Here is a 24,048-nt window from a genome sequence, read left to right as displayed (position 1 = left end):
AGGCCGCCGGAGAAACAGCGGCCAAGCTGAAAAGGGCAAATGTTTTCAAGATTTGCGGGCGAAGGAACTCGCCCCCCCCACGCCAAGGCGCCAGAACCTAAAATTCACGAACTGCGTGGAAGAACAAGGCACTGGCGTTTTTGTTTCGCAAGACAGAGCGGGAACGCAAGGTGAATGTGCGAAACCGCCGTTCTGCGCGGGGATCGCTTGAAATCCGGTCTGGCAGGGCCTGGCACGCGCCACCGGGACGACGTCCGGTCGCCATCCTTGATTTTCGGGTGGCAAAATGCTACCTTTCCTGAAGCAGGGAGGACCCGATGGCTCAATCCGTGAAGCTTGCCGATGACGTCATGGCCGCCGTTCGGCGCGAGGCAGATCTGCACAGCCGCTCCGTGGCGGGTCAGATCACCCATTGGCTCCGCCTTGGCAAGGCGATCGAGCAATCCGGAGCCTATGATCATGCGCGGGTGACGGCGGCGCTGGATGGGCACCTTGATCCGGTCGAGCTGCGCGAGGAAGAGGCGATCGCCTGGCTTGATGCCTTTACGGAAAAGATGTCCGCCCCCGCATCGACGGAACAGGCCTTCTTCGCCGAGCGGCGCCAGCTGGGTCGGGGGGTTGGCCTTGATGCGGCCGGAAATCTTGTTCATGCCGGGCCTGACGCGGCAAGATGAGGCCCGCTCTCGTCCTGCTTGCCGGTCCGAACGGGGCGGGGAAATCCACGCTCTATCAGACCCGTGTCGCGCCGAGCTTTGCCGGGCCCTTCATCAATGCCGACCTCATCCAGCGCGACGAGCTGCGGGACCTGTCGATGCAAGCCTCCTATCGCGCCGCCGAGATCGCGGCCGAGCGCCGGGCAGAACTGCTGGCGGCCAAGCGGAGTTTCGCGACGGAGACGGTCTTTTCGCACCCCTCGAAGCTTGCGATCATCACCGAGGCGCAGGCGCGCGGTTACATGGTGATTGTCATGCATGTGGGGGTGGAGGACCCGGATCTGTCCGTTGCCCGCGTGCGCGCCCGCACCGAGGAGGGCGGCCATGATGTGCCCGAAGCGAAGATCCGTGACCGCTACACGCGCGGCCAACCGCTGATCCGGGAAGCCGTGCTGCAGGCCGACCGGGGCATGGTTTTTGACAACTCCCGCCTGAACCAGCCCCCGCGTCTGGTTCTGCTGTTTGCCGCCGGACGTCTTGCTCGGGCCGAGGCGCTGCTGCCGGACTGGGTTCTCTCCGGCTATGCCGCCGATCTGGTTTTCTGAGAGGGGCGTTCGTTCTGCGGACTTGCGCTCGATCATGGCGCGGGGCGCCGGGCATGCATAGGATGGTCCGAACGTTCTGGCCTCGGAGAAACTGGGCATGTCGGTCAGCGGCATGGTTTGTGCTTCGCGGTTCTTGATCGGGAGGTTGGCAGATGACAAAATCGCCCCGTGGTCCGTCCTCGATGCCCAAGGATCTGTCTGCGCCGGTCGTGCCAACGGGTCCGGTCGCCCCCGTCACACGAGCGTCCGATCGGTCGGACTTCGGTTTGGATCATCCGCACCAGAACCTTGACCGGGCTGCGCGCGCCGCCAGGGCCCGGATGAGCGCAGGCATTTCTACCCATTCCTTCATCGAAGCCTGGACAGATTGGGCGCAGCACATGAGCCAGGCTCCGGGCCGTCAGCTCGAGCTGATCGAACGCGCACAGCGCAACATGTTCAGGCTGATGTCGCATCTTTCAGGCGCGCAGGGCGAGGAGACGCCGCCCTTCGCTCCCAAGCCCTTCGATCACCGTTTTCGCCACCCCGGCTGGCAGAAGCCGCCCTTCAGCCTGTGGCAGCAGTCCTTTCTGGCCGCGCAGGATTGGTGGGATTTTGCGACCGACCATCTGCGCGGTCTGCGGCCCGAGGATGCCGACCGCACCCGTTTCATGGCTCGCCAGACGCTTGACGTGATGTCGCCCTCGAACTTTCCGGCCCTGAACCCCGAGATCCTCGAGACCACCGTCCAGTCGCAGGGGCGCAATCTGGCCGAAGGGGCCGTCAATTTCGTGCATGACGCGATCAAGACCCTGACCCAGACCCGCGATCCTGCCCCGGAGGGCTACAGGGTCGGCGAGGATCTGGCCTGCACGCCGGGTCGGGTGGTGTTTCGCAACGCGCTGTTCGAACTGATCCAGTATGCGCCCCGGACCGCCGAGGTTCAGGCGGAGCCGATCCTCATCATTCCGGCCTGGATCATGAAATACTACATTCTTGACCTGTCGCCCCGGAATTCGATGGTGAATTACCTTGTCGGACAGGGCTTCACGGTGTTCGCGATCTCGTGGTGCAATCCCACGGCCGAACAGGCGGAACTGTCGCTGGAGGATTATCGCAAGGATGGCGTGATGGCGGCGCTGGCGGCCGTCACCGCCATCGTGCCGGACCGCAAGGTTCATGCCGTGGGATACTGTCTTGGCGGCACGATCCTGGCCATTGCGGCGGCCACCATGGCGCGGGATCGGGATGACCGGCTGGCCTCGATCACGCTGATGGCGGCTCAGGTTGATTTCGCCGAGGCGGGCGAGTTGCTGCTGTTCGTCGACGAAAGCCAGGTGGCCTTTCTCGAGGACATGATGTGGGATCAGGGCTATCTGGACCGGCCGCAGATGGCGGGCACCTTTTCGGCGATCCGGTCCGAGGATCTGATCTGGTCGCGGGCGGTGCAACGCTACTGGCTGGGGCGTCAGGAGGTGCATACCGACATGGGCGTTTGGCTGGCCGACACCACGCGGATGCCCGCGCGGATGCATTCGGAATATCTGCGGGGGCTGTTTCTCGAAAATCGTCTGACCGCGGGGCGTTTCGCCGTCGAGGGGCGGGTGATCGCGCTCAAGGACATTGCGACGCCGATGTTCGTCGTGGCGACCGAGACAGACCACATCGCGCCTTGGCGATCGGTCTACAAGACGCAGCTTTTCACCGATTGCGACGTGACCTTCGTCCTGTCCAGCGGCGGCCACAACAGTGGAATCGTGAACGAACCGGGTAATCCGCGCAACCGTTACCGCGTCTCGCACCGGCCAGAAGGGGCCTTCTATGTCGGGCCTGATGACTGGCTGGAGACCAGTGCCGAAAGGTCGGGCTCATGGTGGCCGGAATGGGCGGGCTGGCTTTCGGGACAGAGCAGCGGCGTGGTGACGGGACGCGCAGAGCTTGGGGCCCCCCAATTCGGTCTGCCCGCGCTCGAGGCGGCGCCGGGGTCTTATGTGTTCCAGACGTGAACGTGGCAGGCCTCGCCATGCAAAAGACCGGGTGTCCGCGCCTTCCGAAGGCCAGCTCTGTCATTCAGGCCTGGGAAATGCGGGATCAGACACCGGGCGGACGCCGGGGCTTTCCCCTGACGAAGCCACCGTGCGAAGTCATGACCGATGCGGTGTCCTGCTTTTGTCAGTCAATCCTCCTTGGGCAGCAGCGGGAACGGAATGATTTCTGCTCCGACCTCGGGTCGTTCTTCGTGGTCGATTCCGGCCAGAATGCGACGGATCCAGTTGGCATCAAGTTCCCTCTCGCGCAGAAGAACCCTCGCAAGGCGATGAATATATTTGAAATTTTGCGACAGAAGATGCATCGCCTCGGTCTCTGCCGCCCGAAGGCGCGATTCCACGCGGCCCTGCAGCCGCGGATCTGCCAGCAATAGCGCAGAGGCATCGACGTCAAACCAGGCCAGACCATCGTCAGACAGATGCCATTGCCGCTCAAGTTGCATGGCGAGGCGCGTTGCCTGGGCAAGATCACTTTGCGGGCCTTCGCCCGCGCCACTCGACACATCGCCAAAAACGAGGATCTCCGCCATCCGCCCGCTCAACAAAAACGTGAGTTCCGCAGATGCGGTATCGATCGTGTGAAACTGCTGCCTGGGGCTGATCACGGCGCCGCCCTGCGATGTCAGACGCACCGAGATCGGCATCGGGCGCCGCAGCAGGTAGCCCGCCAGCACGTGTCCCGCCTCATGAACCGCCATTCGATGATCGAGACCCGGGTCGAGACGCGGCGCCAGTTTGTCTGCTGCGGCGTGTAGCTGCCCGATCGTGACGGGTCTCGATGCTGCACTTCATGGCACGAATGTCGAGCATGAGGAGTTCGAGCCGTGAGACGACCTGACCTGCCATACCTCGAGTTCAAGACCGTCAAGGGGCGAGACTACATCTATTTCCGAAAAGGGAAGTTCCGTCGTCGTTTGCCCTCTAACCCCGATTCCGAGGATTTCTTCCGCGAGTATTGGGCCTGTCGCAGCGGCAAGCGGAACGCTCCGGCCAAGACGACATGGGACAAGCTGATTGTCAGCTACTATTCGTCGCCCAGCTTTCGTTCCTTGAGCAAGGGCACGCAAGCGAACTACCGGCGCCATTGCGAAGCGATCCGCGAAAAGAACGGGGCCAAGGACATGCGGGCCTTTCGGCGCAAGGATGCGTTGGCGGTTCGCAATGCTTTGCAAGACACATGGTCAAAGGCGAACGAAAGGATCGCGGTACTGTCGATCCTGTGCCGCCATGCGGTCGATCTGGAATGGATCGAGCGAAACCCCGTCGAAGACATCCCCAAGCTGAAAGGGGGCGAATATGCCGCTTGGCCGGAAGACAAGTTGCGCGCCTATGAGCGGTATTGCGAGGAACATAATCTCACGACCGCGCGGACGATCTATGAGTTGATGATCGGCACCGGCCAGCGCATCGGGGATTGCGTCGCGATGGAATGGGCCGACTTCGACGGTGAATTCATGCGCGTCGTGCAAGAGAAGACCGGCGCCAAGATTGAGGTCTTCTGTCCCGAGCGGCTGAGATCCTATCTGAAAGCCCTGCCCAAGACCGGACGGCATATCCTCGCCAAGAACTTGACCGAGCACATTGGCAAGCGGCAGGCGCAGCGCGAGGCCGAACTGGTGCGCGACAAGATCGGCGCGAGGACGGGTGAGGAACGCCTCGTGCAACACGGCTGGCGCTACACGGCGGCCAAGGAACTGGCCGAGGCCGGGTGCTCTGATGCCGAGATCCAGGCCGTCACCGGGCACAAGACCCTTGCGATGGTCGCGAAATACCGGGCTCAGGCAAGCCAGAAACGGGCGTCGAAGGAGGCGCAGCAGCGCCGCGAACAGAACAAGCACAGAACGTGAAAGTGCGAAACCAAGTGCGAAACCGGAGCGAAGGTCACCGGGGAAGAAAGGGCCGGGCCGAAAAGGACCAGTGTTTTCAAGATGGTGCGGGTGAAGGGACTCGAACCCCCACGCCAAGGCGCCAGAACCTAAATCTGGTGCGTCTACCAATTTCGCCACACCCGCACTGCCACCGCTTTTAGCAACTCGCGCGGCCCCTGTGTAGGGGGCAACAGGACTGCGGTCAAAATAGCGGCGAGCACGCCGAAATCTGGGGATGGCGGAACAGGCGGCGGTTTGAAGCGGCCGCAGCGCGCCGCGGATCGCGCCCCGGCCCGCAGCCCGCACCCTCGACAGCGGCGGAACCGGCTGGTTAAAAGGACGCAACCGACGAAAGGAAAGTCCATGGCACCGAAATTCGGAACAAGCGGTCTGCGCGGTCTGGTGGTCGAGTTGACGCCCGATCTGGTCGGCGCTCATGTCGCGGCCTTTGTCGCCGCCTGCCCGACCGGGACCGGGCTGTTCGTCGGGCAGGATCTGCGCCCCTCCTCGCCGCGCATCGCCGCGGATGTGATCGCCGCGGCACGGGCGGCGGGGCTGGCCGTCACCGATTGCGGCGCGCTGCCGACGCCCGCTCTGGCGCAGGTGGCGATGGCGGCCGGGGCGGCGGCGGTGATGGTGACGGGCAGCCACATTCCCGCCGATCGCAACGGGTTGAAATTCTATCTGCCCACGGGCGAAATTTCCAAGGCGGACGAGGCGGCGATTCTGGCGGCGCTGGGAACGGCATCTCCGGCCCCTGCCCCCGGTCCGCTGCAGCTTTTGCCGGACGCGGGCCGGGCTTATCTTTCGCGCGCGGTGACTGGCTTTGGTGCCGGGGCGCTTTCGGGGCTGCGGCTGGGGCTTTACGAACATTCCTCGGTGGCGCGGGATGTTCTGCACGACATCCTTGCGGCGCTTGGCGCCACGGTGATCCGGCTGGCGCGGTCGGACAGGTTCATTCCCGTCGATACCGAGGCGGTCGATCCCGAGACCCGGGCGCAGCTGGCCGGTTGGGGCGCGACGCATCGGCTGGATGCGATCTTGTCCACCGATGGCGACGCCGACCGGCCGATGCTGGCCGATGCGACGGGCCGGGTGATCGCGGGCGACGTGCTGGGGGTGCTTTGCGCGCGGCTTCTGGGCGCCAAGGTGATCTGCACCCCGGTCTCGTCGAATTCGATGGTCGAGCTGATGCCCGAGTTTGAAACCGTCATCCGAACCAGGATCGGCTCGCCCTTTGTCATCGCGGCGATGGAGGCGGCGCTGGCGCAGGACCCCGCCGCGCAGGTGGTGGGCTTCGAGGCGAATGGCGGGTTTCTGCTCGGCTTTGCCGCGACGGGACCGGCAGGCCCCCTGCCCGCGCTGATGACCCGCGATGCGGTGCTGCCGATGCTGGCGCCGCTTGTGGCGGCGAAACGCGCGGGCGTCAGCCTGGCCGATCTGGTGGCGGCCCTGCCCGCCCGGGTCACCGCCGCCGACCGGCTGACCGACACCCCGACCGAGGCGAGCGCAGCCTTTCTGGCGCATCTGTCCGGCGATGCCGCGGCACGGGCGGCCTTTCTGGCGCCTTTTGGCCGGGAGGAGTCGCTTGATCGCACCGACGGGCTGCGGATGGGCCTCGCGGGCGGCCGGATCGTGCATCTGCGCCCCTCCGGCAATGCGCCCGAGTTTCGCATCTATACCGAGGCCGACACCGCCGCGGATGCCGAAAATCTGCTCAAGTCGGTGATGGCCGCCGTGGCGGTTAAGTTAATTCCCAATTAACATTTGCGGCACTGCGGCATTTGTGCTTCCGTCCCTGCATTCCCAAGGGGGCTATTCGATGATCTATCCGACGATTCTGTGCGGCGGCTCCGGCACCCGCCTTTGGCCGTTGTCGCGTAAGAGTTATCCGAAACAATTCGTACCGCTTCTGGGGGATCAGACGCTGTTTCAGGCCTCGGCGCTGCGTCTGTGCGGGCCGGAATTTGCCGCGCCGCTGGTGCTGACGAACAGCGATTTCCGTTTCATCGTCACCGAACAACTGGCCGAGATCGGCATTGATCCGGGCGCGATCCTGATCGAACCCGAGGGGCGCAACACCGCCCCCGCCGTGCTGGCCGCCGCGCTGCATGTGATCGAGAAGGACCCCGAGGCGGTGCTGCTGGTCGCCCCCTCCGATCACGCCATCCCCGACGCGGCAGCGTTCCGCGCGGCGGTGAGGCGCGGCATGGCGGCGGTGGCGGCAGGCCAGATCGTCACCTTCGGCATCACGCCCTCGCGCCCGGAAACCGGCTATGGCTATCTGGAACTCTCAGTGCCGCCCGGGGCCGAGGGTGCGCCGGTAGCCTTGACCCGCTTTGTCGAAAAGCCCGACCTCGCCCGGGCCGAGGCGATGCTGGCGGCGGGGAATTTCCTCTGGAATGCCGGGATCTTCCTGTTCCGCGCCGCCGACATGATCGCCGCTTTCGAAGCCCATGCCCCCGAGGTTCTGGCCCCGGTCCGCGCCGCCGTCGACGATGCCCGCGCCGATCTGGGCTTTCTGCGCCTTGCCCCCGGGCCCTGGGCGAAGGCGCCCGAGATTTCGCTTGATTATGCAGTGATGGAGCGGGCGCCGAACCTCGCCGCCGTGCCCTTCAGCGGCGCATGGTCCGACCTTGGCGGCTGGGATGCGGTCTGGGCGGCACAGACGCAGGACAGCGCGGGGGTGGCGACCTCGGAGGGCGCCACCGCGATCGAGTGCCAGGACAGCCTGTTGCGCTCGGAAAGCGAGGGGGTGGAGCTGGTCGGCATCGGTTTGAAGAACATCATCGCCGTGGCGATGAATGATGCGGTTCTGGTCGCCGACATGTCCCGCGCGCAGGAGGTGAAGAAGGCCGTCGATGCGCTGAAGGCCCGCAAGGCGGCGCAGGCGGTGCAATTCCCGAAGGATCACCGCCCCTGGGGCTATTTCGAAACGCTGGCGCTGGGGCCGCGGTTTCAGGTCAAGCGCATCGTCGTGCATCCGGGCGCCAGCCTGAGCCTGCAAAGCCATCACCACCGCGCGGAACACTGGATCGTGGTGCAGGGCACGGCCAGGGTGACGGTGGATGACACCGTGCGACTGGTGACGGAAAACCAGTCGGTCTATGTGCCCCTCGGCTCGGTGCACCGGATGGAGAACCCGGGCAAGCTGCCGATGGTGATGATCGAGGTGCAGACCGGGGCCTATCTGGGCGCGGACGACATCGTGCGCTATGACGATGTCTATGCCCGCGGCCAGGGGGCGAAGGGATGAGGGCAGACATGAGCGATCTCGGGGGGATCACACAATGACCGGCAGCCTACTGACAGAGTCCCTTGAAGAGACCCTGGTCGTCTTTGGGGGGGCCGGTTTCATCGGCACGCATCTGATGCAGCGGCTGCGCTCGATGGGGGCGAAGAAGGTCGTCAGCATCGACATCCGCTAACCAAAACGTCCGGTTACCGGCGTCGACTATCGGATCGCCGATGTGCGCGACCTGTCTGGGCTGCATCTCGATGGCGCGGTGCCGTTGATTTTCAACCTCGCGGCGGTCCATACGACGCCGGGCCACGAACCTTGGGAATATTACGGCACCAACGTGAACGGCGCGATCCAGATTGCGCGTTTCGCGCAGCGGCATGGCACCCGCCAGATCGTCTTCACCAGTTCGATCTCGGTCTATGGCCCCAACGAGATCGCCAAGGATGAAACGACGCCCCCTGCCCCGACATCGGATTACGGTCGTTCCAAGCGGATGGCCGAGGAAATCCACCACGATTGGGTGCAGGCTGATCCGGTGCGAAAGCTGGTGATCGCACGCCCGGCCGTGGTCTTTGGTCTGGGCGAGGGTGGCAACTTCACCCGCCTTGCCAAGATGCTGAGCAGGGGGATTTTTCTGTATCCGGGACGCCGCGACACGATCAAATCCTGCATCTATGTCGGCGACCTGCTTGATTGGATGCTGGAAGCGGCAGGGCGACCGGAGCGTTACATCCTGTTCAACGGCGCCTTCTCCAACCGCTACACGATCGAAGAAATCGTCGAGACCTTCCGCAAGGTGGCTTTTCCGAAGGCGCGCACAAAGCTGGTTCCGGCGGCGGCGCTCAAGACCGTGGCGGGGCTGTTGCGTCCTATTTCCGCAACGGGGCTTGGCATCCATCCCGAGCGTATCGAAAAGCTGATGGTCTCGACCAATATCCTGCCCGGCTGGGCGGAACAGGTGGGGCTTGCCACCCGGGACCGGCTTGAAGCCGGCCTGCGGGAATGGCGGGCGCAAGGGAACGGGAAGTTCTTGTGATGCCTGCAAACCATAGAAGCTACTCCGCCTGGGGCGCACAAACATGACCAAGATCCTGTATCTGGCGCCATATTTTTGGCCCGAAGAAATCGGTTCCGCCCCATACTGTACCGACTTGGCATTCCACCTTGCGGAAAGTGGTCATGAGGTGCGTGCGGTCGCATTTCGTCCACATTATCCGTCAATTGAACCCTTCAGTGCGTGGGCTGATGGCGCACGGGATCAAGAAACCGAGTCGGGTGTGCGGATAGAACGGGTCGCCGTCAACGCGCGCGGTGCCGGAGGCTTCAAGGACAGGATCAAGAACGATCTCCGTTTCTTGGCCCATATGCTCAAAGGTGCCCTCACATTTCGTTTTCGCAAGACCGATGTCATTGTCGCCTATGTGCCCAGCGTCTTGACGCTTTACGGTGCAAAAGCGGTGCAACTGCTGACCCGGGCCCCCATTCTGGCTGTGGTGCATGACATCGAAAGCGGCTTGGCGAGCTCTCTCGGAATAACCCGCAGCAGCGGGATGCTGCAGGTGATGCGACTTGTCGAAAGGATCGGGCTGAATTTTGCCGCCCGCGTGGTCGTTTTAACCGAAGGCATGGCTGAGGAATTGCGTGACATCGGCTGCAACCGCCCCATCGAGGTGATCTCGATCTGGGGAAAAGTTGCACCGGAGGTCCCGATTGACCCGAAGACACGTCCGAGCCTGCTATACTCCGGGAATTTCGGCAAGAAGCAGAACATTGACCAGTTGCTGCCGCTGCTCAAGAGCCTTTCCGACAGCGCAATCAACGTTGACGTCGTGATGCGGGGGGACGGGTCAGAGCGAGAGAGGATTGCAGAGGAGGTTCGGGCGCGCGGCATATCCAACGTGCAGTTCCTGCCATTGGTTCCTGCAGACGAGTTTACGGCGGCCTTGCAGGCGGCGAATATTCACCTCGTCCCGCAAGCAGCCAATGTCGCGAATTATGCGCTCCCTTCCAAACTGTTCTCGATCATGGCTGCAGGGCGGCCCTTCATCTGTATCGCGCAGCCGGGCAGCCCGCTTGACATGCTTGCCGCGCGCTCTGGCGCAGGTTTATGTGTGCCGCCCGGGGATGATGCGGCTCTCTTCGATGCCGTCACGAACCTTCTTGGGGATCCAGACCGGCAGCTTCAGATGGGACGCAATGGCCAAGCCTTTATCCAGACCCATATGAACCGTGAAACAATTCTGGATCAATTCGAATATCTGATCGCGCAAGTTAAAAAGCGCAGTGACCAACCGGGAAAACAAAAATGAAAAAAGCGCTGATTACGGGGATCACCGGGCAAGACGGGTCCTATCTGGCTGAATTCCTTTTGGAAAAAGGCTATGAGGTGCATGGGATCAAACGCCGCGCCTCGCTGTTCAACACTGCGCGGGTCGATCACATCTATGAAGACCCGCATGTCGACAATGCCCGGTTCAAGCTGCATTACGGCGATCTGACCGACACCTCGAACCTGACGCGCATCCTGCGCGAGGTGGAGCCGGACGAGGTCTACAACCTTGGCGCGCAGTCGCATGTGGCCGTCAGCTTCGAGGCGCCCGAATACACCGCCGATGTCGATGGCATCGGCACGCTGCGTCTGCTGGAGGCGATCCGGTTTCTGGGGCTGGAAAGCAAGACCCGCTTCTATCAGGCCTCCACCTCCGAGCTTTACGGCCTGGTCCAGGAAATCCCGCAGCGCGAGACGACGCCCTTCTATCCGCGCAGCCCCTATGCGGTGGCCAAGCTCTATGCCTACTGGATCACGGTGAACTACCGCGAGAGCTATGGCATGTATGCCTGCAACGGCGTCCTGTTCAACCACGAGTCCCCGCGCCGCGGCGAGACCTTCGTCACCCGCAAGATCACCCGGGGCCTGTGCAATATCGCCCAGGGGCTGGAACCCTGCCTGTACATGGGCAACATCGACAGCCTGCGCGACTGGGGCCATGCCAAGGACTATGTGCGGATGCAGTGGATGATGCTGCAGCAGGACACGGCCGAGGATTTCGTCATCGCCACCGGCAAGCAATATTCGGTGCGCGAGTTCATCCGCTGGACGGCGGCGGAACTGGGCCTGACGCTGGAGTTCAGCGGCGAGGGCGTGAGTGAAATCGCCACCGTCACCGCGATCGAGGGCGACAAGGCCCCGGCGCTGAAAGTGGGCGATGTGGTGATGCGCATTGACCCGCGCTATTTCCGCCCCGCCGAGGTGGAGACGCTCTTGGGCGATCCGGCGAAAGCGAAGCAGAAGCTGGGCTGGGAGCCGGAAATCACCGCGCAGGAGATGTGTTCTGAGATGGTGGTCGAGGATCTGAAGGCGGCGAAACGGCTGAAACTGCTCAAGGCGCATGGGCTGGATGTGCCGGTGAGCGTGGAGGGGTAAGGACGGCAGCGCATCATCTGCGCTTTGAATGGCAGGGGGGGTCAAACGCAGGCTGACGCGCGACTGACCTTAGAAGCATATCCGAATAACCAAAAGGAGAGCCAAGGTCATGTCCGTAAAAACGCTGTTTCGCAAGCTCAAGCGGGCTTTTCGTCCTCCGCTGCATCGCCCCGAGGTGACGCGGAGCTATCAGGTTCTGGGCAGCGATTACGGCGGCTGGCCGGTCATCGACGGCTCCTTGACCCCCGGGAGCCGCGTTCTGAGCTTTGGCGTCGGCGAGGACATCAGCTTCGATCTTGCGGTGATCGACCGTTTCGGATGTCGGGTCGATGCCTTCGACCCGACACCGAAGTCACGCGATTGGGTGGGCCACCAGTCTTTGCCGCCGCAATTCCGTTTTCACCCGGTCGGTCTCTCGGATCGTACCGAAATCCTGCGTTTTGCCGCACCGGAAAATCCCGGTCATGTGTCCTTCTCGGCCACGTCGAAACGCCACGATGCGGCTGCGGTCGAACTGCCTGTGCGCGCCTTACGGGAAATCGTTCAGGAAATCGGCGTTGCGCATATCGATCTGCTCAAGATGGATATCGAGGGATCGGAATATGCAGCCATTACCGACATCGTTGAAAACGGCCCCCTGCCCGACCAGCTGTGCGTCGAATTCCATCATGGCATGCACGATTGCACCCCGCAGCAAACGCTCGCCGCGGTCGCGCAATTGCAGAGCGTGGGATATCGGCTGTATCACGTCTCCGAGGGCGGGCGCGAATATGCCTTCGTCCGGGACACCGCGCAATGAGGGGCTTGATTGCCGGGCAATTCCCCGCAAAGGCGCGTTTTCCGGCGGCTGCGCGCGGCTGCCCGAAAGACGTATGCCTTCGCAAGACCCCATCCGGCGCAGGCTTCTTCAGGACGGGTGGCCCGCAGGAATGACCCGTTATCAGGATCTCTCGCCCTTCAGGGTTCCGCCCGGGTTGCGCGGGCGCGGCGGCTTGGGCGTGCAGCTTTGGTGGCGGGTTCCGGCGACGCTTTCCGGTCTGTCGATCTGCGGGGAGAGATGACGATGCCTGAAAAATCTCCGGTTCTGATGATCGGCCCCTTCCCCCCTCCGGTGCACGGCTTTGCCGAGATTACGCGGGCGCTGGCGGCGCAGCTGGAGGCGTCGCCCGGTGTCATGCGGGTGAATACGGCTTCGGCGCTGAAACCTGCCCTGCTCCGCCATATCGCGCAGATCCTGCGCAATCTCCGCGCCGGCGGACAGGTGGTGCGGGCCCCTGCGCGCGGCCAGCACCAGCTGTCTTTGGGCTGCAACGCCGGCTGGGGTCTGCTTTACACGTTGTTTCATGCCGCCCTGGCGCGGGGCGCCGGGTTGAACGTGGCGCTGCACCATCATTCCTACGCCTATATCAACCGCCACATGCGCCTGATGGCGATGCTGTGCCGGATCGGCGGGCCGCGCCTGACGCATGTGTTTCTGGCCGAGGCGATGCGCGAGAGCTTTTGCGCCCTTTATGGGGACGGGCTGCAGACAGCGATCCTGCCCAACGCGATCTTCGTGCCTGCGGGGGGTGAAAAGCCGCCCGCCCCGGCGCCGGCCGGGCGGCCGATCACCCTTGGGCTGCTGAGCAATCTCGATGCCGACAAGGGCCTGCATGATTTCGTGGCAACGGCCCGCCTGTTGCACCGCGACGCCTCGGCAAACCGGCTGCGCATGGTGCTGGCGGGCCCCATCCGTTCGGAAAGCGACAAGGAGCTTGTCATGACCGCGCAGGCAGAGGGGGGCCTGACCTGGCTTGGTCCGCTTTACGACGCCGACAAGCGGCGGTTCTTCGATGCGCTTGACATCTTTCTGTTCCCCACCCGATACAGGCACGAGGCGCAGCCCACGGTCATCTACGAGGCGCTGGCCAGCGGGGTGGCGGTGATCGCCTTTGATCGCGGGGCGATCCGCGATCAGGTGCGGAACTGTCTGGCCGTGGTTCCGGCGGAAGACGATTTCGCCGCGGCCGTGCAGGGCGCGCTGCACAAACTGCTGAGCTTCGGACCGGCCGACTGGGCGCAGCTGCGCGTTAGCGCCCGGGAACGGCATGCGCGGGACATCACGCAAGGGCAGCGCACGATCGCTGCGCTTTTCGGCGGCCTGACGACGAGGCCGGACAACGACACTGCGACGAGGACAAAATGAGCTACGATCTGAAGGGCAAGCGCATCTGGGTTGCGGGGCATCGCGGCATGGTGGGCGGCGCGGTCGCGCGGCGTCTCGCGGTCGAGGGCTGCGAGGTGATCACCGCCGGGCGCGATGTCGTCGATCTGGTCGATCAGGCGCAGGTCCGGTCCTGGATGGCGGCCAATCGCCCCGATGCGATCGTGCTGGCGGCGGCCAAGGTTGGCGGGATCAAGGCCAACAACGACTTTCCGGTCGATTTCCTGTATCAGAACCTGATGATCGAAGCGAATGTGCTGCAGGCCGCGCATGAGGCCGATGTCAGCCGCGTGCTGTTTCTGGGCTCGTCCTGCATCTATCCCAAACTTGCGCCGCAGCCGATCCCCGAGGAGGCGCTGCTGACCGGCCCGCTGGAGCCCACCAACGAATGGTATGCGATCGCCAAGATCGCCGGGATCAGGCTGACGCAGGCCTATCGCCGGCAATATGGGCGTGACTGGATCTCGGCGATGCCGACCAATCTTTACGGGCCGGGCGACAATTACGACCTGAACACCAGCCATGTTCTGCCCGCGCTGTTGCGCAAGTTCCACGAGGCGAAGGTCTCGGGCGCCGAGGAGGTGGTGGTCTGGGGTTCGGGCACGCCGCTGCGCGAATTCCTGCATTGCGACGATCTGGCCGATGCGCTGGTGTTCCTGCTCAGGAACTATTCCGGCGACGCGCATGTCAATGTCGGCTCGGGGGTCGAGGTGACGATCCGCGAACTGGCCGAGACCATCGCAAAGGTCGTGGGCTACGCGGCGCAGCTGCGCTTTGACGCCAGCAAACCGGACGGAACGCCGCGCAAGCTGATGGACTCGGGGCGTCTGCACGCCATGGGCTGGAACCGGGCAAGGCCGCTGGCCGAGGGGATCGCAGATGCCTATGCGGATTTTCTGCAGGCACAGGCGAAGCATGTCTGACGGGGAACCGATCCTTTTCAGCGGCTCCCGGGGCGGCCATCGCGGCTCTTTCGAGGATTTCGTGCAACGGCTCTGGGGGGGGGACGGTGTGCCGCGCGGGGCTGCAGATCCATCACCGCGGCCCGATGTTCTTTCTGATGGTCGAAGACAGCAGCCTGGGCTATGTCGCCTCTGCGCTGCTCCGGCAGCTGCTGGGACGGCGCACGGTGGGGTTGCTGTTTCGCCCCGGACCGGCGCTGGATGGCGGCGGCCTGCGCTTGAGCCTCAAGCGCAACCTGCTGAAACTGCTCAAGAAGATGCCCCGGGTGACGACCCTCACCATCATCCCCTTTTCCTTGCGGCCGGATTTCGCCGCGGTTGCGGATGGCTGGGTCCATGATCTGCAGCTTTGGGATATGGAGGACAGGGATTTCGCCGTGATCGATGCGCTGCGACAGGGCAAGGACTGTTCCGATGCCGATGCGGCGGCGTTCTGCGGCAAGATCCGCGAGACGGCAGCGGGCAGACCGGTGCTCGTCGCGCTGGGGCTGCAATCGCGCGGCAAGGGGTTCGTTCGGCTGGCCGCGGCCGCCCGCGCGCTGACGGCCGAGGGCTGGCAGATCGTGGTCGCGGGCCGGATCGACCCGACGCTTGCGGCGCAAAAGGCCGAGCTTGAAAAGCTTGGGGCGCTGGTCGTCGATCGTTTTGTCAGCGATGGCGAGATTTTGGGGGCCTATGCCGCAGCCAGTGCCGTCTGGTGCTGCTACGATCCCGCTTATGATCAGGCCTCGGGCATTCTGGGGCGCGCTGTCCAGTTCGGCTGCCCCGTCGTGGTGCGCGCAGGATCGCTGAGCGAAGCCCTGTGTCGGCAGGAAGCGCGGCCCTGTCTCGCCGTCGAGGGCGCGGTCGATGCCCCCCTGAGCCTGAGCGCCCTGCCCGCAGGCGATGCCGAGGGCGGACGACGCGCGGCGAAACGGTTCCGCGAACGCAGCCTTGCGGTGCTGAGCGACGCCCTGCAGCTGGCTGTGCGCCGCGATGCGACGGCCGGGATCGACGCCCAAGATGGCTGATCCGTTCCACCTTCGGCGCAACGTCGTCACATCAGTGATCGCCTTTGCCGCGACCATCGCGGTAACCTTCATCAGCTATCGGCTGGTGGTGCTGCATGGCGGGCTGGGGGCGGTGGGGCTCTGGTCCAACCTGATGGCCTGGATCTTCCTCATCCGGCTTGGGGATGTGGGGATGGCAAACGCCGCGGTGCGCTTTGCGGCAGCCCTCGACCCGGCCGAGGAGCCCGAGCAGGTGCGCCGTCATATCGACACGGCTTTCGTGCTGAATGCGGCCTTGTTCCTGCTGCTGACGGCGGCGGGCTGGGCGCTTTATGCGGCGAACCTTCGCCATATCGTCCCGGGAAGCGAGGCCGACGTGGAAATCGCGCGCGCGATCTTGCCGCTGCTCTTCGCGGGTTTCCTGCTGCAAAACCTCTCCGGTCTGGCGCTTGGCGCGCTCCGGGCGATCCACCGCGGCTATGTGGCGGCCTGGCTGAGCGTTGCGGGAACGGTTTTGCAACTTGTCGTGGTGGTGCCCCTGGTCGGCAAGATCGGCCTTGCGGCGCTGGCCTGGGGGCAGATCGCGCAATATGGCCTGATGCTGCTGGGCGGCTGGGGCGGCTTCCTTTGGGGCATGCGCCAGATCACCGGGCGGACCGGCCCGCTGCTGCCGGTTCAGGCCTCGCTGTCGGTGCTGCGCGAGATGCTGGGGTTCAGCGTCAAAGCCCAATTGGCAAACCTGCTGAACGGGTTTTTCGAACCTTTTGCCAAGATCCTGCTGGGCCGCTTTGGCGGGCTTGAGCTGCTTGGGCTGTTCGAACTCGCCTACAAGCTGATCGCCCTGCCGCGCAATGCGGTGGTGTCGGGGGTGCAGGCCTCGGTGCCGGCGCTGACCCGGCTGATGGCCTCCGACCTCGAGGCGGCACGGCATCTGTATCAGCGCATGTTGCGGCGCAGCCTGACCGTGACGGCGCTTGTGCTTGGGGCGGTGGTTCTGGCCTCGCCGCTGGTGTCCTGGCTTTGGCTGGGCCGTCTGGAGCCGCAGTTCAGCCTGTTTGCCGCGCTTTTGGCGGTGGGTTTCCTGTGCAACGGGCTGGGCGCCCCGGCCTTTGTTCTGGGCATGGCCTCTGGCCGGATGCGCGGCAATATCCAAAGCGCGGTCCTTGCCCTGGCCGTGATGACGCTTTGCCTTGCGGCAGCGGGCACGGCGGGGCGGGACTGGGGCATGGTGGCGGGCGTCGCCCTGGGAATTGGCGCTGCGGGGCTTTACATCAGATGGGTGAACGAAAGGCTGCTGACGGAGGGCACGACATGAAAACCTTGCGCCGCAGCATCGGAAAACGTCTCGAACCATTTTCGCGTCTTTTGCCGGGCAAGGCGACCGTCCCGGACATTCCGATATTGTTGACGACCGCTGTCCATGTCGCCGCGGAACAGACCGCGCTGACCGATGCCGCCCGGCGCGAAGAGGCGATCCTTCTGTCTGTGAAACACTGGGCGATGCTGCCCTGCGTGCGCAGGATCGTCATCTGTGACGGATCGAATTTCGATTTCACCGCGGCGGTTCAGCATATCTTGCCAAATCGGCCGGGACTGACCATCGAATGTCTGTCTTTTCAAAATGATGCCGAGGCCGTGGGGCGCTATGGCAAGGGCTACGGAGAAGGCGAGATCATTTCCTATGCGCTTGAGAAGAGCACGATCCTGAAAAACGCCCCGGCTTTTGCAAAATGCACGGGAAAGTTATGGGTCACAAATTTCGAGGCCTGCGCAAGGCATTTCGATGGCCGGGCCGCGTTCCTTTTGTCCGGCCGCCGTCAGGTGAGCTATGTCGACACGCGGTTTTACATCGTGTCAAAATCCTTCTTTTCCGAGCGATTGGCACGCTGCTACGTTTCGGTACGCGACAACGCGGGGCATTATCTTGAACATGCCTATGCCGAGGCGATGACGGGGGAAAGCTCGGACGCGGTAACGATCTGGCCCGCTCCGATCATCGAGGGGCTGTCGGGGTCGTCGGGCAAAACCTATACCAACACCGCCGCAACACGAATGCGCCTTGCCGCGCGCTGTCTGTCGTATCTGCTGTGGGCGCGGTCGTTCCGGACGCGGCGCGCGGCAGATGGGGAGGCAGGGCATGGCTGATCTGTCTGTCGGAGATCGCCGCAGAGGGCTGCATTTGCCGCTGGATGTGCCGCCGCTGTCTCGACGAGACTTCGGCGCGGAGTAAATGAAGAGATGCCGATCTATTTTTCAAATGCAACCGACCGCGCGTTGATCATGGCTTTTGCCATCCCATTCAACATGCTCGCATCTAAATACTTTTTCCGAATCGGCAGTCATTTCTTCCCCGAGATTTTTTTCGCTATTTTTGCCGTTGCACTTTATTTTACGCGCGGAAAGGTTCGCGCGATATTTTTAGATGCGATCAAGTCCAAGAAATTCTTGATTCTTGTATTTTTCGCAGGTTTCTTTGCAATATTGGGAGCGCTGCGACATGACACCGAAATTTTCCAATCCTATGCGCGCCTCCGTAGTTTGATATGTCTCGCCTTCGGAATTTCCCTAGCTTCGACCGTCAGACGCAAACATGGCGGGCAAGCAACCCTTGAGTTCTTTTTAATTTTTCTTTTCTCTGCCATGATTTTATTCGCCATCGGCGCACTATTAAAATTGCAGGACGATGAGGGCTCCAAAGTTCCCATCCCCTTCTTCATTTTGCCAATACTTGTGCAAATTTTGCTGCTGCGGGGAAAATACGCTCTTGGCCTGTTAACTGCCTTCATCGTTTCCGGAATCGCCGCCCTTTCATTTGTTCGGCAGAATTATGGCTATGCCGCGCTCTCCCTGCTTCTTTTCTTGTATTTCTTCTCAACGAACTTCATAAAGATTCAGCTTTCGCGGATGAACATTTCAGTTTCAATGAACAAGAATGCCGCCTTGGCACTCTTGCTTTTCATTGTAACAATTCCGCTTCTGCCAGAAATCGGTGGAAAAATCTGGGAGATCATGAACTCTTCCGAAAGCAGATACATTCAGGGGGTTTCAAAGCTCAATGAGCTTCAGTCATACATTGCCGGCACCGGAACAATGGGCAGAAGCGAATCCCTCAGGGTTGAAGGAATTAATTATTTCTTCGAACAATTCGAGTATTATATCCTGCCAAACGGCATCATAAACGACTCGAATTTCGTCACCTGGTCAATTTGGGGAGGTGACGAATACTATGCGTTCAACGTCTCCCTCATTCGAGATTCCCTGCTTGCATATTCCGTCGTCACTTTCGGCTGGCTTGTTTTCTTTATCATGCTGGTTTCTGGTCTGTGGGCTGCAATCTCTAGCTTCTCCACGGAAGAGAAACCTCTGCGATCGACAAGGCTACTCGCAATCCTTCTTTTTTTCCCCACTCTTTTCTTGGATGGGACGGCTGCAACACAGCTCGAAAAATCTATATTCCTTGGAATACTAATCTATTTTGCATTTTTTCCGGGTGAAAAGCTCAAAATCCCTCCATCGCCCGCCCCCCTCAAGCCTTCTTAACGAAGTTCCAACAGCCTCGCGGCGGATCAACCTTCGCACTCGAGAGGCGCCCATGACCACCAATCCCTTCAAGAAACGTGAACCCTCGCTGGCAGGACCGGTGACCGATATCCTGCCGGTGACGCCAAGCGATTCGACCGATCTGGCCGCCGTGGCGACCTCGCTTTATGTGCAGGGCGGCGGCACCCTCGCGCTGATCACCGTGGCGGGGCAAACGCGCGCGCTGAGCGTGGCGGATTATTCCTATCTGCCCGTGGGGGTGGTGCGCGTGCTGGCCACCGGAACCACCGCGACCGGCATCCATGCCCTGGTGCTGGCATGAAATACGTGCCCGACCTGTCGCTTCAATCGATCTTCCGGATGCGGCCCGAGGGGCCGCGCCGGATCGGCGGCCTGCCGATCGCGGAACTCGACTTCATCGCGGGGAACTATCGCAAGGCCGGGGTCGCCGTGGCGCGCAGCGCGGTGATGAGCTTTGCGCGCGCCTCCGGCGCGACATGCCACGATGCGGCGGGCCTTTTGGTCGGCGCGGCGGCGCATGTGCCGCGCTTCGATCATGCGCCGCTGAGCGGCAGCCTGCGCGGCCTGCTGCTGGAAGCCGCTGCGACGAACCTGTTGCCGCGCTCGCAGGATCTGAGCCTGTGGCCCTGGACGAATGACGGCAGTCGGCTGACGATCACCGAAGACAGTGGCGTGGCCCCGGACGGGTCGGTGACGGCAACGCGGCTGGTCAGCACCGCGGGCAACGGCTTGCACCGGGTCATGCAGATGCACGCGCCGACGCTGGGGACAACCTATACGTTCTCGGTTTACCTCAAGGCGGCGGGGACGCGATATGTCTATGTCAACTGCAGCTCGATGCTGAACGCGCGGCTTGCGGTCGATCTGACAACCGGGGCTTATGTCAGCACGGGACCGGGGCCTTTCACCGTCACCGCGCTGCCGAACGGGTGGTGGCGCGTGGCGCTGACCGGGGTCGCGGCGGTCACGACGAACGGGGTTTATCTGCAGGCGAACACAGGTCTTTTTGCCGGAGATCAGGCTTTCGCGGGGGACGGAAGCTCGGGCTTTTATGCCTGGGGGGCGCAGCTTGAGACCGGCGCCAGCGCCTCAAGCTACGTCGCCACCGCGGGGGCAGCGGCGACGCGCGCAGCCGATCTGGCCGGACTTCTGGGCATCACCGCCACCTGCACCGTGACCCTGACCTATGACGACCTGAGCAGCGAGACGCGCGAGGCGCAAAATGTCTCGCCGGGGTGGTGGCCGTCGCTTGCCCGTCCGCGGCTGCGGGCGCTGGTGTTGCGCTGATCCGCTGCGGCCGCGGGCGATGCCATTTGCACTTCACCGGGATTTGCTCCAACATCCCGGCGAATTCCTGAACCCCGTTCTTCCGGGTTCGCCAGAGATTGGAGAGGCGGCAATGGCACAAGGCGACGCGGTGCAGCGTATCGTTTTTTTCTGGAACAATTTCGGTCCGATGCACGCCGACCGGGTGGATGCGGTGGCAAAGGCGATGGGGGACGGCATCGACTGCATCGGGCTGGAGTTTCGCCGTACCGACGAAACCTATGACTGGCTCAGCGAAAGCCGCGAGAGTTTTCGCAAGGAAACGCTGTTTGCCGAACGTATCCCCGGCTTCTTCGGCCGCCTGCGCGCCCTGATCGGCGCGGCACGGCGGCTGCAGGCCGACAGTTGGTTCCTGTGCCATTACGAACGCCCCGAGGTGCTTTGTCTGGCCCTTTACCTGCGCCTGAGCGGCCGTCGGGTCTTCACGATGGGATGCTCGAAATTTGACGACTATCCCCGGAATGTCTTTCGGGAGTGGCTGAAATCGGTCTTCATGCGCCCGTATCACGGCGCGATCTCCTCTGAACGACGGTCCGCAGAATATATTCGCTTCCTTGGCCTGAGGAAGCGTCCGGTCGTGGCGCAATACAACACGCTTTCGGTCAGCCGCATCCGGGCCGCTGCCGCAGCCCCCCCCGCACCGGACGGAACGGCCTTCGGGGCGCGTGATTTCATCATCGTCGCGCGTTTCGTTCCGAAGAAGAACCTGCCGATGGCGCTGGACGCCTTTGCCCGCTACGTCGCCCTGCGCCCGGCATCTGCGCGCAAATTGCATCTGTGCGGCTCGGGCGCGGGCGAGGCAGAGCTGCGGTCTCGGGTGGCCGCGCTCGGGCTCACGGACCGGGTTGTCTTTCACGGTTTCCTGCAATCCGAGGGCGTGGCGCGCGTGCTTGCGCAGGGGCTGGCGTTGATCCTGCCCAGCATCGAAGAACAGTTCGGCAATGTCGTCATCGAAGCGCAGGCGATGGGCCTTCCCGTGCTGATCTCGGACGTGGCGGGGGCGCGCGATGCGCTGGTGCGCAACTGGCAAAACGGCTTTGTCTTCGAGCCCGACAACCCCGAGGCCCTGGCGCGGTTCATGGCGTTGCTGGACGAGGACGAGACGCTGTGGCGACGGCTGTGTGCCGGGGCAAGCGCCAGCGCGCCCCTGGGCGATGTGGCCGCTTTCGCAAGCGCCGTGCAGCAGCTGTTGCCACAAGCCCCCCGCGCCTGACCGCCGGGCGCTTGCCGGTCTTCCACGGCACGGGACGCGCGGCGGTGACATCCGGTGCCCGGCCACCGCCTCGCCCCTGCGCCCGGGCCTGATCGCGCCAAAGCCATCGGGGCCTGCACGTGCCGCGGCTTTTCGCCTTGCCAGCAAGGTCGCCAGCCCCTAGAAGGACGGCTGAAATTTGCCTGAGCGCGTCTTTTCGGCGCGCCCGAACCAGAGGAAACCCCATGCAGGTCACTCAGACCCTCAACGAAGGCCTCAAGCGCGGCTACACGATCACGCTGACCGGCGCCGAACTGGATGCGAAAGTCACCGAAAAGCTGATCGAGGTGCAGCCCGAAGTCGAGATCAAGGGCTTCCGCAAGGGCAAGGTGCCGATGGCGATGCTGCGCAAGAACTTCGGCGACCGGGTTCTGGGCGATGTGCTCAACGACTCCGTCGATGGCGCGATCAAGGACCTGCTCGAACAATCGGGCGACCGTCCGGCGCTGCAGCCGAAGGTCGAGATGGAAAACGGCAAGGACTGGAAACCGGGCACCGACGCGGTGTTCACCGTTTCCTATGAAGCCCTGCCGCCGATCCCGGCCTTTGACCGCAGCACCGTCACGCTCGAGCGTCTGGTGGTGAAGGCAGACGAGGCTTCGGTGACCGAAGCGCTGGAAAACCTGGCGAAATCGGCGCAGGCCTTCGAAGACCGCAAGAAAGGCAGCAAGGCCAAGGACGGCGATCAGGTCGTGATCGATTTCGAGGGCTTCCTCGGCGACGAAGCCTTCGAAGGCGGCAAGGGCGAGGAATATCCGCTGGTGCTCGGCTCGAACTCGTTCATCCCGGGCTTTGAAGATCAGCTCGTCGGCGCGAAAGCGGGCGAAGATGTGGAAGTGAAAGTGACCTTCCCGGCCGAATACGGCGCCGCGCATCTGGCGGGCAAGGAAGCCACCTTCAAATGCCACGTCCATGCGGTGAAGGCCCCGAAACCGGCCGAGATCGACGACGAGCTGGCGAAGAAATTCGGCGCCGCCGATCTGGAAGCGCTGAAGGGCCAGGTCGCCTCGCGTCTGGAAGCGGAATACAAGGGCGCCTCGCGGGCGATCCTGAAACGCGCCCTGCTCGACATTCTGGATGCGCAGGTGAAATTCGATCTGCCGCCGTCGCTGGTCGAGGCCGAAGCCGGTCAGATCGCGCACCAGCTCTGGCACGAGGAAAACCCGGATCACCACGGCCATGACCATGGCACGGTGGAGCCGACCGAAGAGCACAAGGCGCTGGCCGAGCGCCGCGTGCGTCTGGGCCTGCTGCTCGCCGAGCTTGGCCGCAACGAGAAGATCGAAGTGACCGACGCCGAGATGACGCAGGCGGTTCTGGCCGCGGCGCGTCAATACCCGGGCCACGAGCGCGAATTCTTCGAATTCGTCAAGGGCAATGCGCAGATGCAACAGCAGATCCGCGCCCCGCTCTACGAAGAAAAAGTGATCGATTTCATCGTCGCGGGCGCTGCCGTGACCGAGAAAGAGGTCAGCAAGGAAGAGCTGCAAAAAGCCATCGAAGCGCTGGACGAGCTCTGATCGTCACCGGACAGTGACAGGAAAGGCCGCCCCTCGGGGCGGCCTTTTTCATCGCGGGCCTCACTCGACGCGGACGAATCGGGGCGCCGTCACCGGGCGCGGCACCGGCGGCTCGGGCAGCGCCACCGGATCGAACGATGACCGCACGCTGCCGGGGGTTTCGGAGATCTGCACCAGGGTGCGCGGGCCGAAATCGGGCCAGAACCGATCCAGCACCCCCAGCCGATCGCCTTCGGCATGCAGAATGCTCAGGGTCATCCCGAACAGCACCATCGCCGCAATCCTGAATTCCATCGCTTCCTCCTTGCAGGTGCCGCGCCGCCCGATCCGGGAACCGGGCCCGGAACCGGGCAGCGCCCCTGCCACTCGTGACCACTTGACCATGCCCCGACCGGGGCCATGCAACCCTGAGGT

23 protein-coding genes and 1 tRNA gene are annotated in these 24,048 nt (G+C 63.2%); 21 read left to right on the top strand and 3 right to left on the bottom strand.

Annotated features, from left to right (window positions below; genetic code table 11):
- Positions 1 to 317: 317 nt before the first annotated feature.
- The 3 genes from AC4PTB_RS07780 to AC4PTB_RS07770 all read left to right on the top strand — a co-directional run bounded on the left by AC4PTB_RS07780 (position 318) and on the right by AC4PTB_RS07770 (position 3,243).
- Complete coding sequence (locus AC4PTB_RS07780; RefSeq protein ID WP_492192443.1) at positions 318 to 674, top strand: TA system antitoxin ParD family protein; 357 nt, start codon at positions 318 to 320, stop codon at positions 672 to 674.
- Complete coding sequence (locus AC4PTB_RS07775; RefSeq protein WP_492192442.1) at positions 671 to 1,258, top strand: ATPase; 588 nt, start codon at positions 671 to 673, stop codon at positions 1,256 to 1,258. Before AC4PTB_RS07780 ends, AC4PTB_RS07775 begins: the two co-directional genes overlap by 4 nt.
- A gap of 320 nt (positions 1,259 to 1,578) precedes the next feature.
- Positions 1,579 to 3,243 carry a PHA/PHB synthase family protein gene (locus tag AC4PTB_RS07770; RefSeq protein WP_492192441.1) on the top strand — a complete coding sequence of 555 codons (1,665 nt, stop codon included), beginning with the start codon at positions 1,579 to 1,581 and terminating at the stop codon, positions 3,241 to 3,243.
- A 170-nt stretch (positions 3,244 to 3,413) separates the two neighbouring features.
- On the opposite strand, the gene AC4PTB_RS07765 is transcribed toward AC4PTB_RS07770, so the two are convergent.
- Entirely contained in the window at positions 3,414 to 3,983 is a 570-nt protein-coding gene (locus tag AC4PTB_RS07765) for a M41 family metallopeptidase (protein WP_492192440.1), read from the bottom strand.
- A gap of 126 nt (positions 3,984 to 4,109) precedes the next feature.
- Here AC4PTB_RS07765 and AC4PTB_RS07760 point away from each other — a divergent pair, with 126 nt between their 5' ends.
- Positions 4,110 to 5,132, top strand: a complete 1,023-nt coding sequence (locus tag AC4PTB_RS07760) for a site-specific integrase (RefSeq protein WP_492192439.1) — start codon at positions 4,110 to 4,112, stop codon at positions 5,130 to 5,132.
- An 82-nt stretch (positions 5,133 to 5,214) separates the two neighbouring features.
- Here AC4PTB_RS07760 and AC4PTB_RS07755 read toward each other — a convergent pair.
- Positions 5,215 to 5,297 (bottom strand) — tRNA-Leu (locus AC4PTB_RS07755).
- Positions 5,298 to 5,516: 219 nt separating this feature from the next.
- Here AC4PTB_RS07755 and AC4PTB_RS07750 point away from each other — a divergent pair.
- The 17 genes from AC4PTB_RS07750 (at position 5,517) to tig (ending at position 23,634) form a co-directional block, all read left to right on the top strand.
- Positions 5,517 to 6,917, top strand: a complete 1,401-nt coding sequence (locus AC4PTB_RS07750) for a phosphomannomutase (RefSeq protein WP_492192438.1) — start codon at positions 5,517 to 5,519, stop codon at positions 6,915 to 6,917.
- A 58-nt stretch (positions 6,918 to 6,975) separates the two neighbouring features.
- On the top strand, positions 6,976 to 8,409 hold the full coding sequence (locus AC4PTB_RS07745; RefSeq protein ID WP_492192437.1) for a mannose-1-phosphate guanylyltransferase/mannose-6-phosphate isomerase: 1,434 nt from the start codon (positions 6,976 to 6,978) through the stop codon (positions 8,407 to 8,409).
- Between the two features lie 34 nt (positions 8,410 to 8,443).
- Complete coding sequence (locus AC4PTB_RS07740; protein ID WP_492192436.1) at positions 8,444 to 8,581, top strand: hypothetical protein; 138 nt, start codon at positions 8,444 to 8,446, stop codon at positions 8,579 to 8,581.
- A 42-nt stretch (positions 8,582 to 8,623) separates the two neighbouring features.
- Complete coding sequence (locus tag AC4PTB_RS07735; RefSeq protein ID WP_492192435.1) at positions 8,624 to 9,433, top strand: NAD-dependent epimerase/dehydratase family protein; 810 nt, start codon at positions 8,624 to 8,626, stop codon at positions 9,431 to 9,433.
- A 43-nt stretch (positions 9,434 to 9,476) separates the two neighbouring features.
- The gene (locus AC4PTB_RS07730; RefSeq protein ID WP_492192434.1) at positions 9,477 to 10,706 is read left to right on the top strand and encodes a glycosyltransferase family 4 protein; all 1,230 of its coding nucleotides are present in this window, start codon (positions 9,477 to 9,479) and stop codon (positions 10,704 to 10,706) included.
- A complete protein-coding gene (gene gmd / locus AC4PTB_RS07725) occupies positions 10,703 to 11,821 on the top strand; it encodes a GDP-mannose 4,6-dehydratase (protein ID WP_492192433.1) in 1,119 nt (372 codons plus the stop codon). The genes AC4PTB_RS07730 and gmd overlap by 4 nt, the downstream gene beginning before the upstream one ends.
- A gap of 109 nt (positions 11,822 to 11,930) precedes the next feature.
- Entirely contained in the window at positions 11,931 to 12,620 is a 690-nt protein-coding gene (locus AC4PTB_RS07720; protein ID WP_492192432.1) for an FkbM family methyltransferase, read from the top strand.
- A 264-nt stretch (positions 12,621 to 12,884) separates the two neighbouring features.
- Positions 12,885 to 14,006 (top strand): glycosyltransferase family 4 protein, encoded by a 1,122-nt coding sequence (locus tag AC4PTB_RS07715; RefSeq protein WP_492192431.1) that lies wholly within the window; start codon positions 12,885 to 12,887, stop codon positions 14,004 to 14,006.
- Positions 14,003 to 14,947 (top strand): GDP-L-fucose synthase, encoded by a 945-nt coding sequence (gene fcl, locus AC4PTB_RS07710; protein ID WP_492192430.1) that lies wholly within the window; start codon positions 14,003 to 14,005, stop codon positions 14,945 to 14,947. The genes AC4PTB_RS07715 and fcl overlap by 4 nt, the downstream gene beginning before the upstream one ends.
- A gap of 125 nt (positions 14,948 to 15,072) precedes the next feature.
- On the top strand, positions 15,073 to 15,996 hold the full coding sequence (locus AC4PTB_RS07705; protein ID WP_492192429.1) for a hypothetical protein: 924 nt from the start codon (positions 15,073 to 15,075) through the stop codon (positions 15,994 to 15,996).
- On the top strand, positions 15,989 to 17,290 hold the full coding sequence (locus AC4PTB_RS07700) for an oligosaccharide flippase family protein (RefSeq protein ID WP_492192428.1): 1,302 nt from the start codon (positions 15,989 to 15,991) through the stop codon (positions 17,288 to 17,290). The genes AC4PTB_RS07705 and AC4PTB_RS07700 overlap by 8 nt, the downstream gene beginning before the upstream one ends.
- Positions 17,287 to 18,120, top strand: coding sequence for a hypothetical protein (locus AC4PTB_RS07695; RefSeq protein ID WP_492192427.1), 834 nt, complete (start codon positions 17,287 to 17,289; stop codon positions 18,118 to 18,120). The genes AC4PTB_RS07700 and AC4PTB_RS07695 overlap by 4 nt, the downstream gene beginning before the upstream one ends.
- A gap of 93 nt (positions 18,121 to 18,213) precedes the next feature.
- Positions 18,214 to 19,515 (top strand): hypothetical protein, encoded by a 1,302-nt coding sequence (locus AC4PTB_RS07690; protein WP_492192426.1) that lies wholly within the window; start codon positions 18,214 to 18,216, stop codon positions 19,513 to 19,515.
- A gap of 52 nt (positions 19,516 to 19,567) precedes the next feature.
- Positions 19,568 to 19,837: a spike base protein, RCAP_Rcc01079 family gene (locus AC4PTB_RS07685; protein ID WP_492192425.1), complete on the top strand. Its 270-nt coding sequence runs from the start codon at positions 19,568 to 19,570 to the stop codon at positions 19,835 to 19,837.
- Entirely contained in the window at positions 19,834 to 20,823 is a 990-nt protein-coding gene (locus AC4PTB_RS07680) for a phage head spike fiber domain-containing protein (RefSeq protein ID WP_492192424.1), read from the top strand. Before AC4PTB_RS07685 ends, AC4PTB_RS07680 begins: the two co-directional genes overlap by 4 nt.
- A gap of 112 nt (positions 20,824 to 20,935) precedes the next feature.
- On the top strand, positions 20,936 to 22,075 hold the full coding sequence (locus AC4PTB_RS07675; protein ID WP_492192423.1) for a glycosyltransferase: 1,140 nt from the start codon (positions 20,936 to 20,938) through the stop codon (positions 22,073 to 22,075).
- 224 nt (positions 22,076 to 22,299) lie between these two features.
- Positions 22,300 to 23,634: a trigger factor gene (gene tig / locus AC4PTB_RS07670; protein WP_492192422.1), complete on the top strand. Its 1,335-nt coding sequence runs from the start codon at positions 22,300 to 22,302 to the stop codon at positions 23,632 to 23,634.
- A 60-nt stretch (positions 23,635 to 23,694) separates the two neighbouring features.
- On the opposite strand, the gene AC4PTB_RS07665 is transcribed toward tig, so the two are convergent.
- Positions 23,695 to 23,928, bottom strand: a complete 234-nt coding sequence (locus AC4PTB_RS07665) for a hypothetical protein (protein WP_492192421.1) — start codon at positions 23,926 to 23,928, stop codon at positions 23,695 to 23,697.
- Positions 23,929 to 24,048 lie beyond the last annotated feature (120 nt).

Source organism: Rhodobacter sp. 4.3.4, assembly GCF_058724655.1.
Note: the sequence above shows the minus strand (reverse complement) of the source record. Positions and strands in the feature narration are given on the sequence as shown.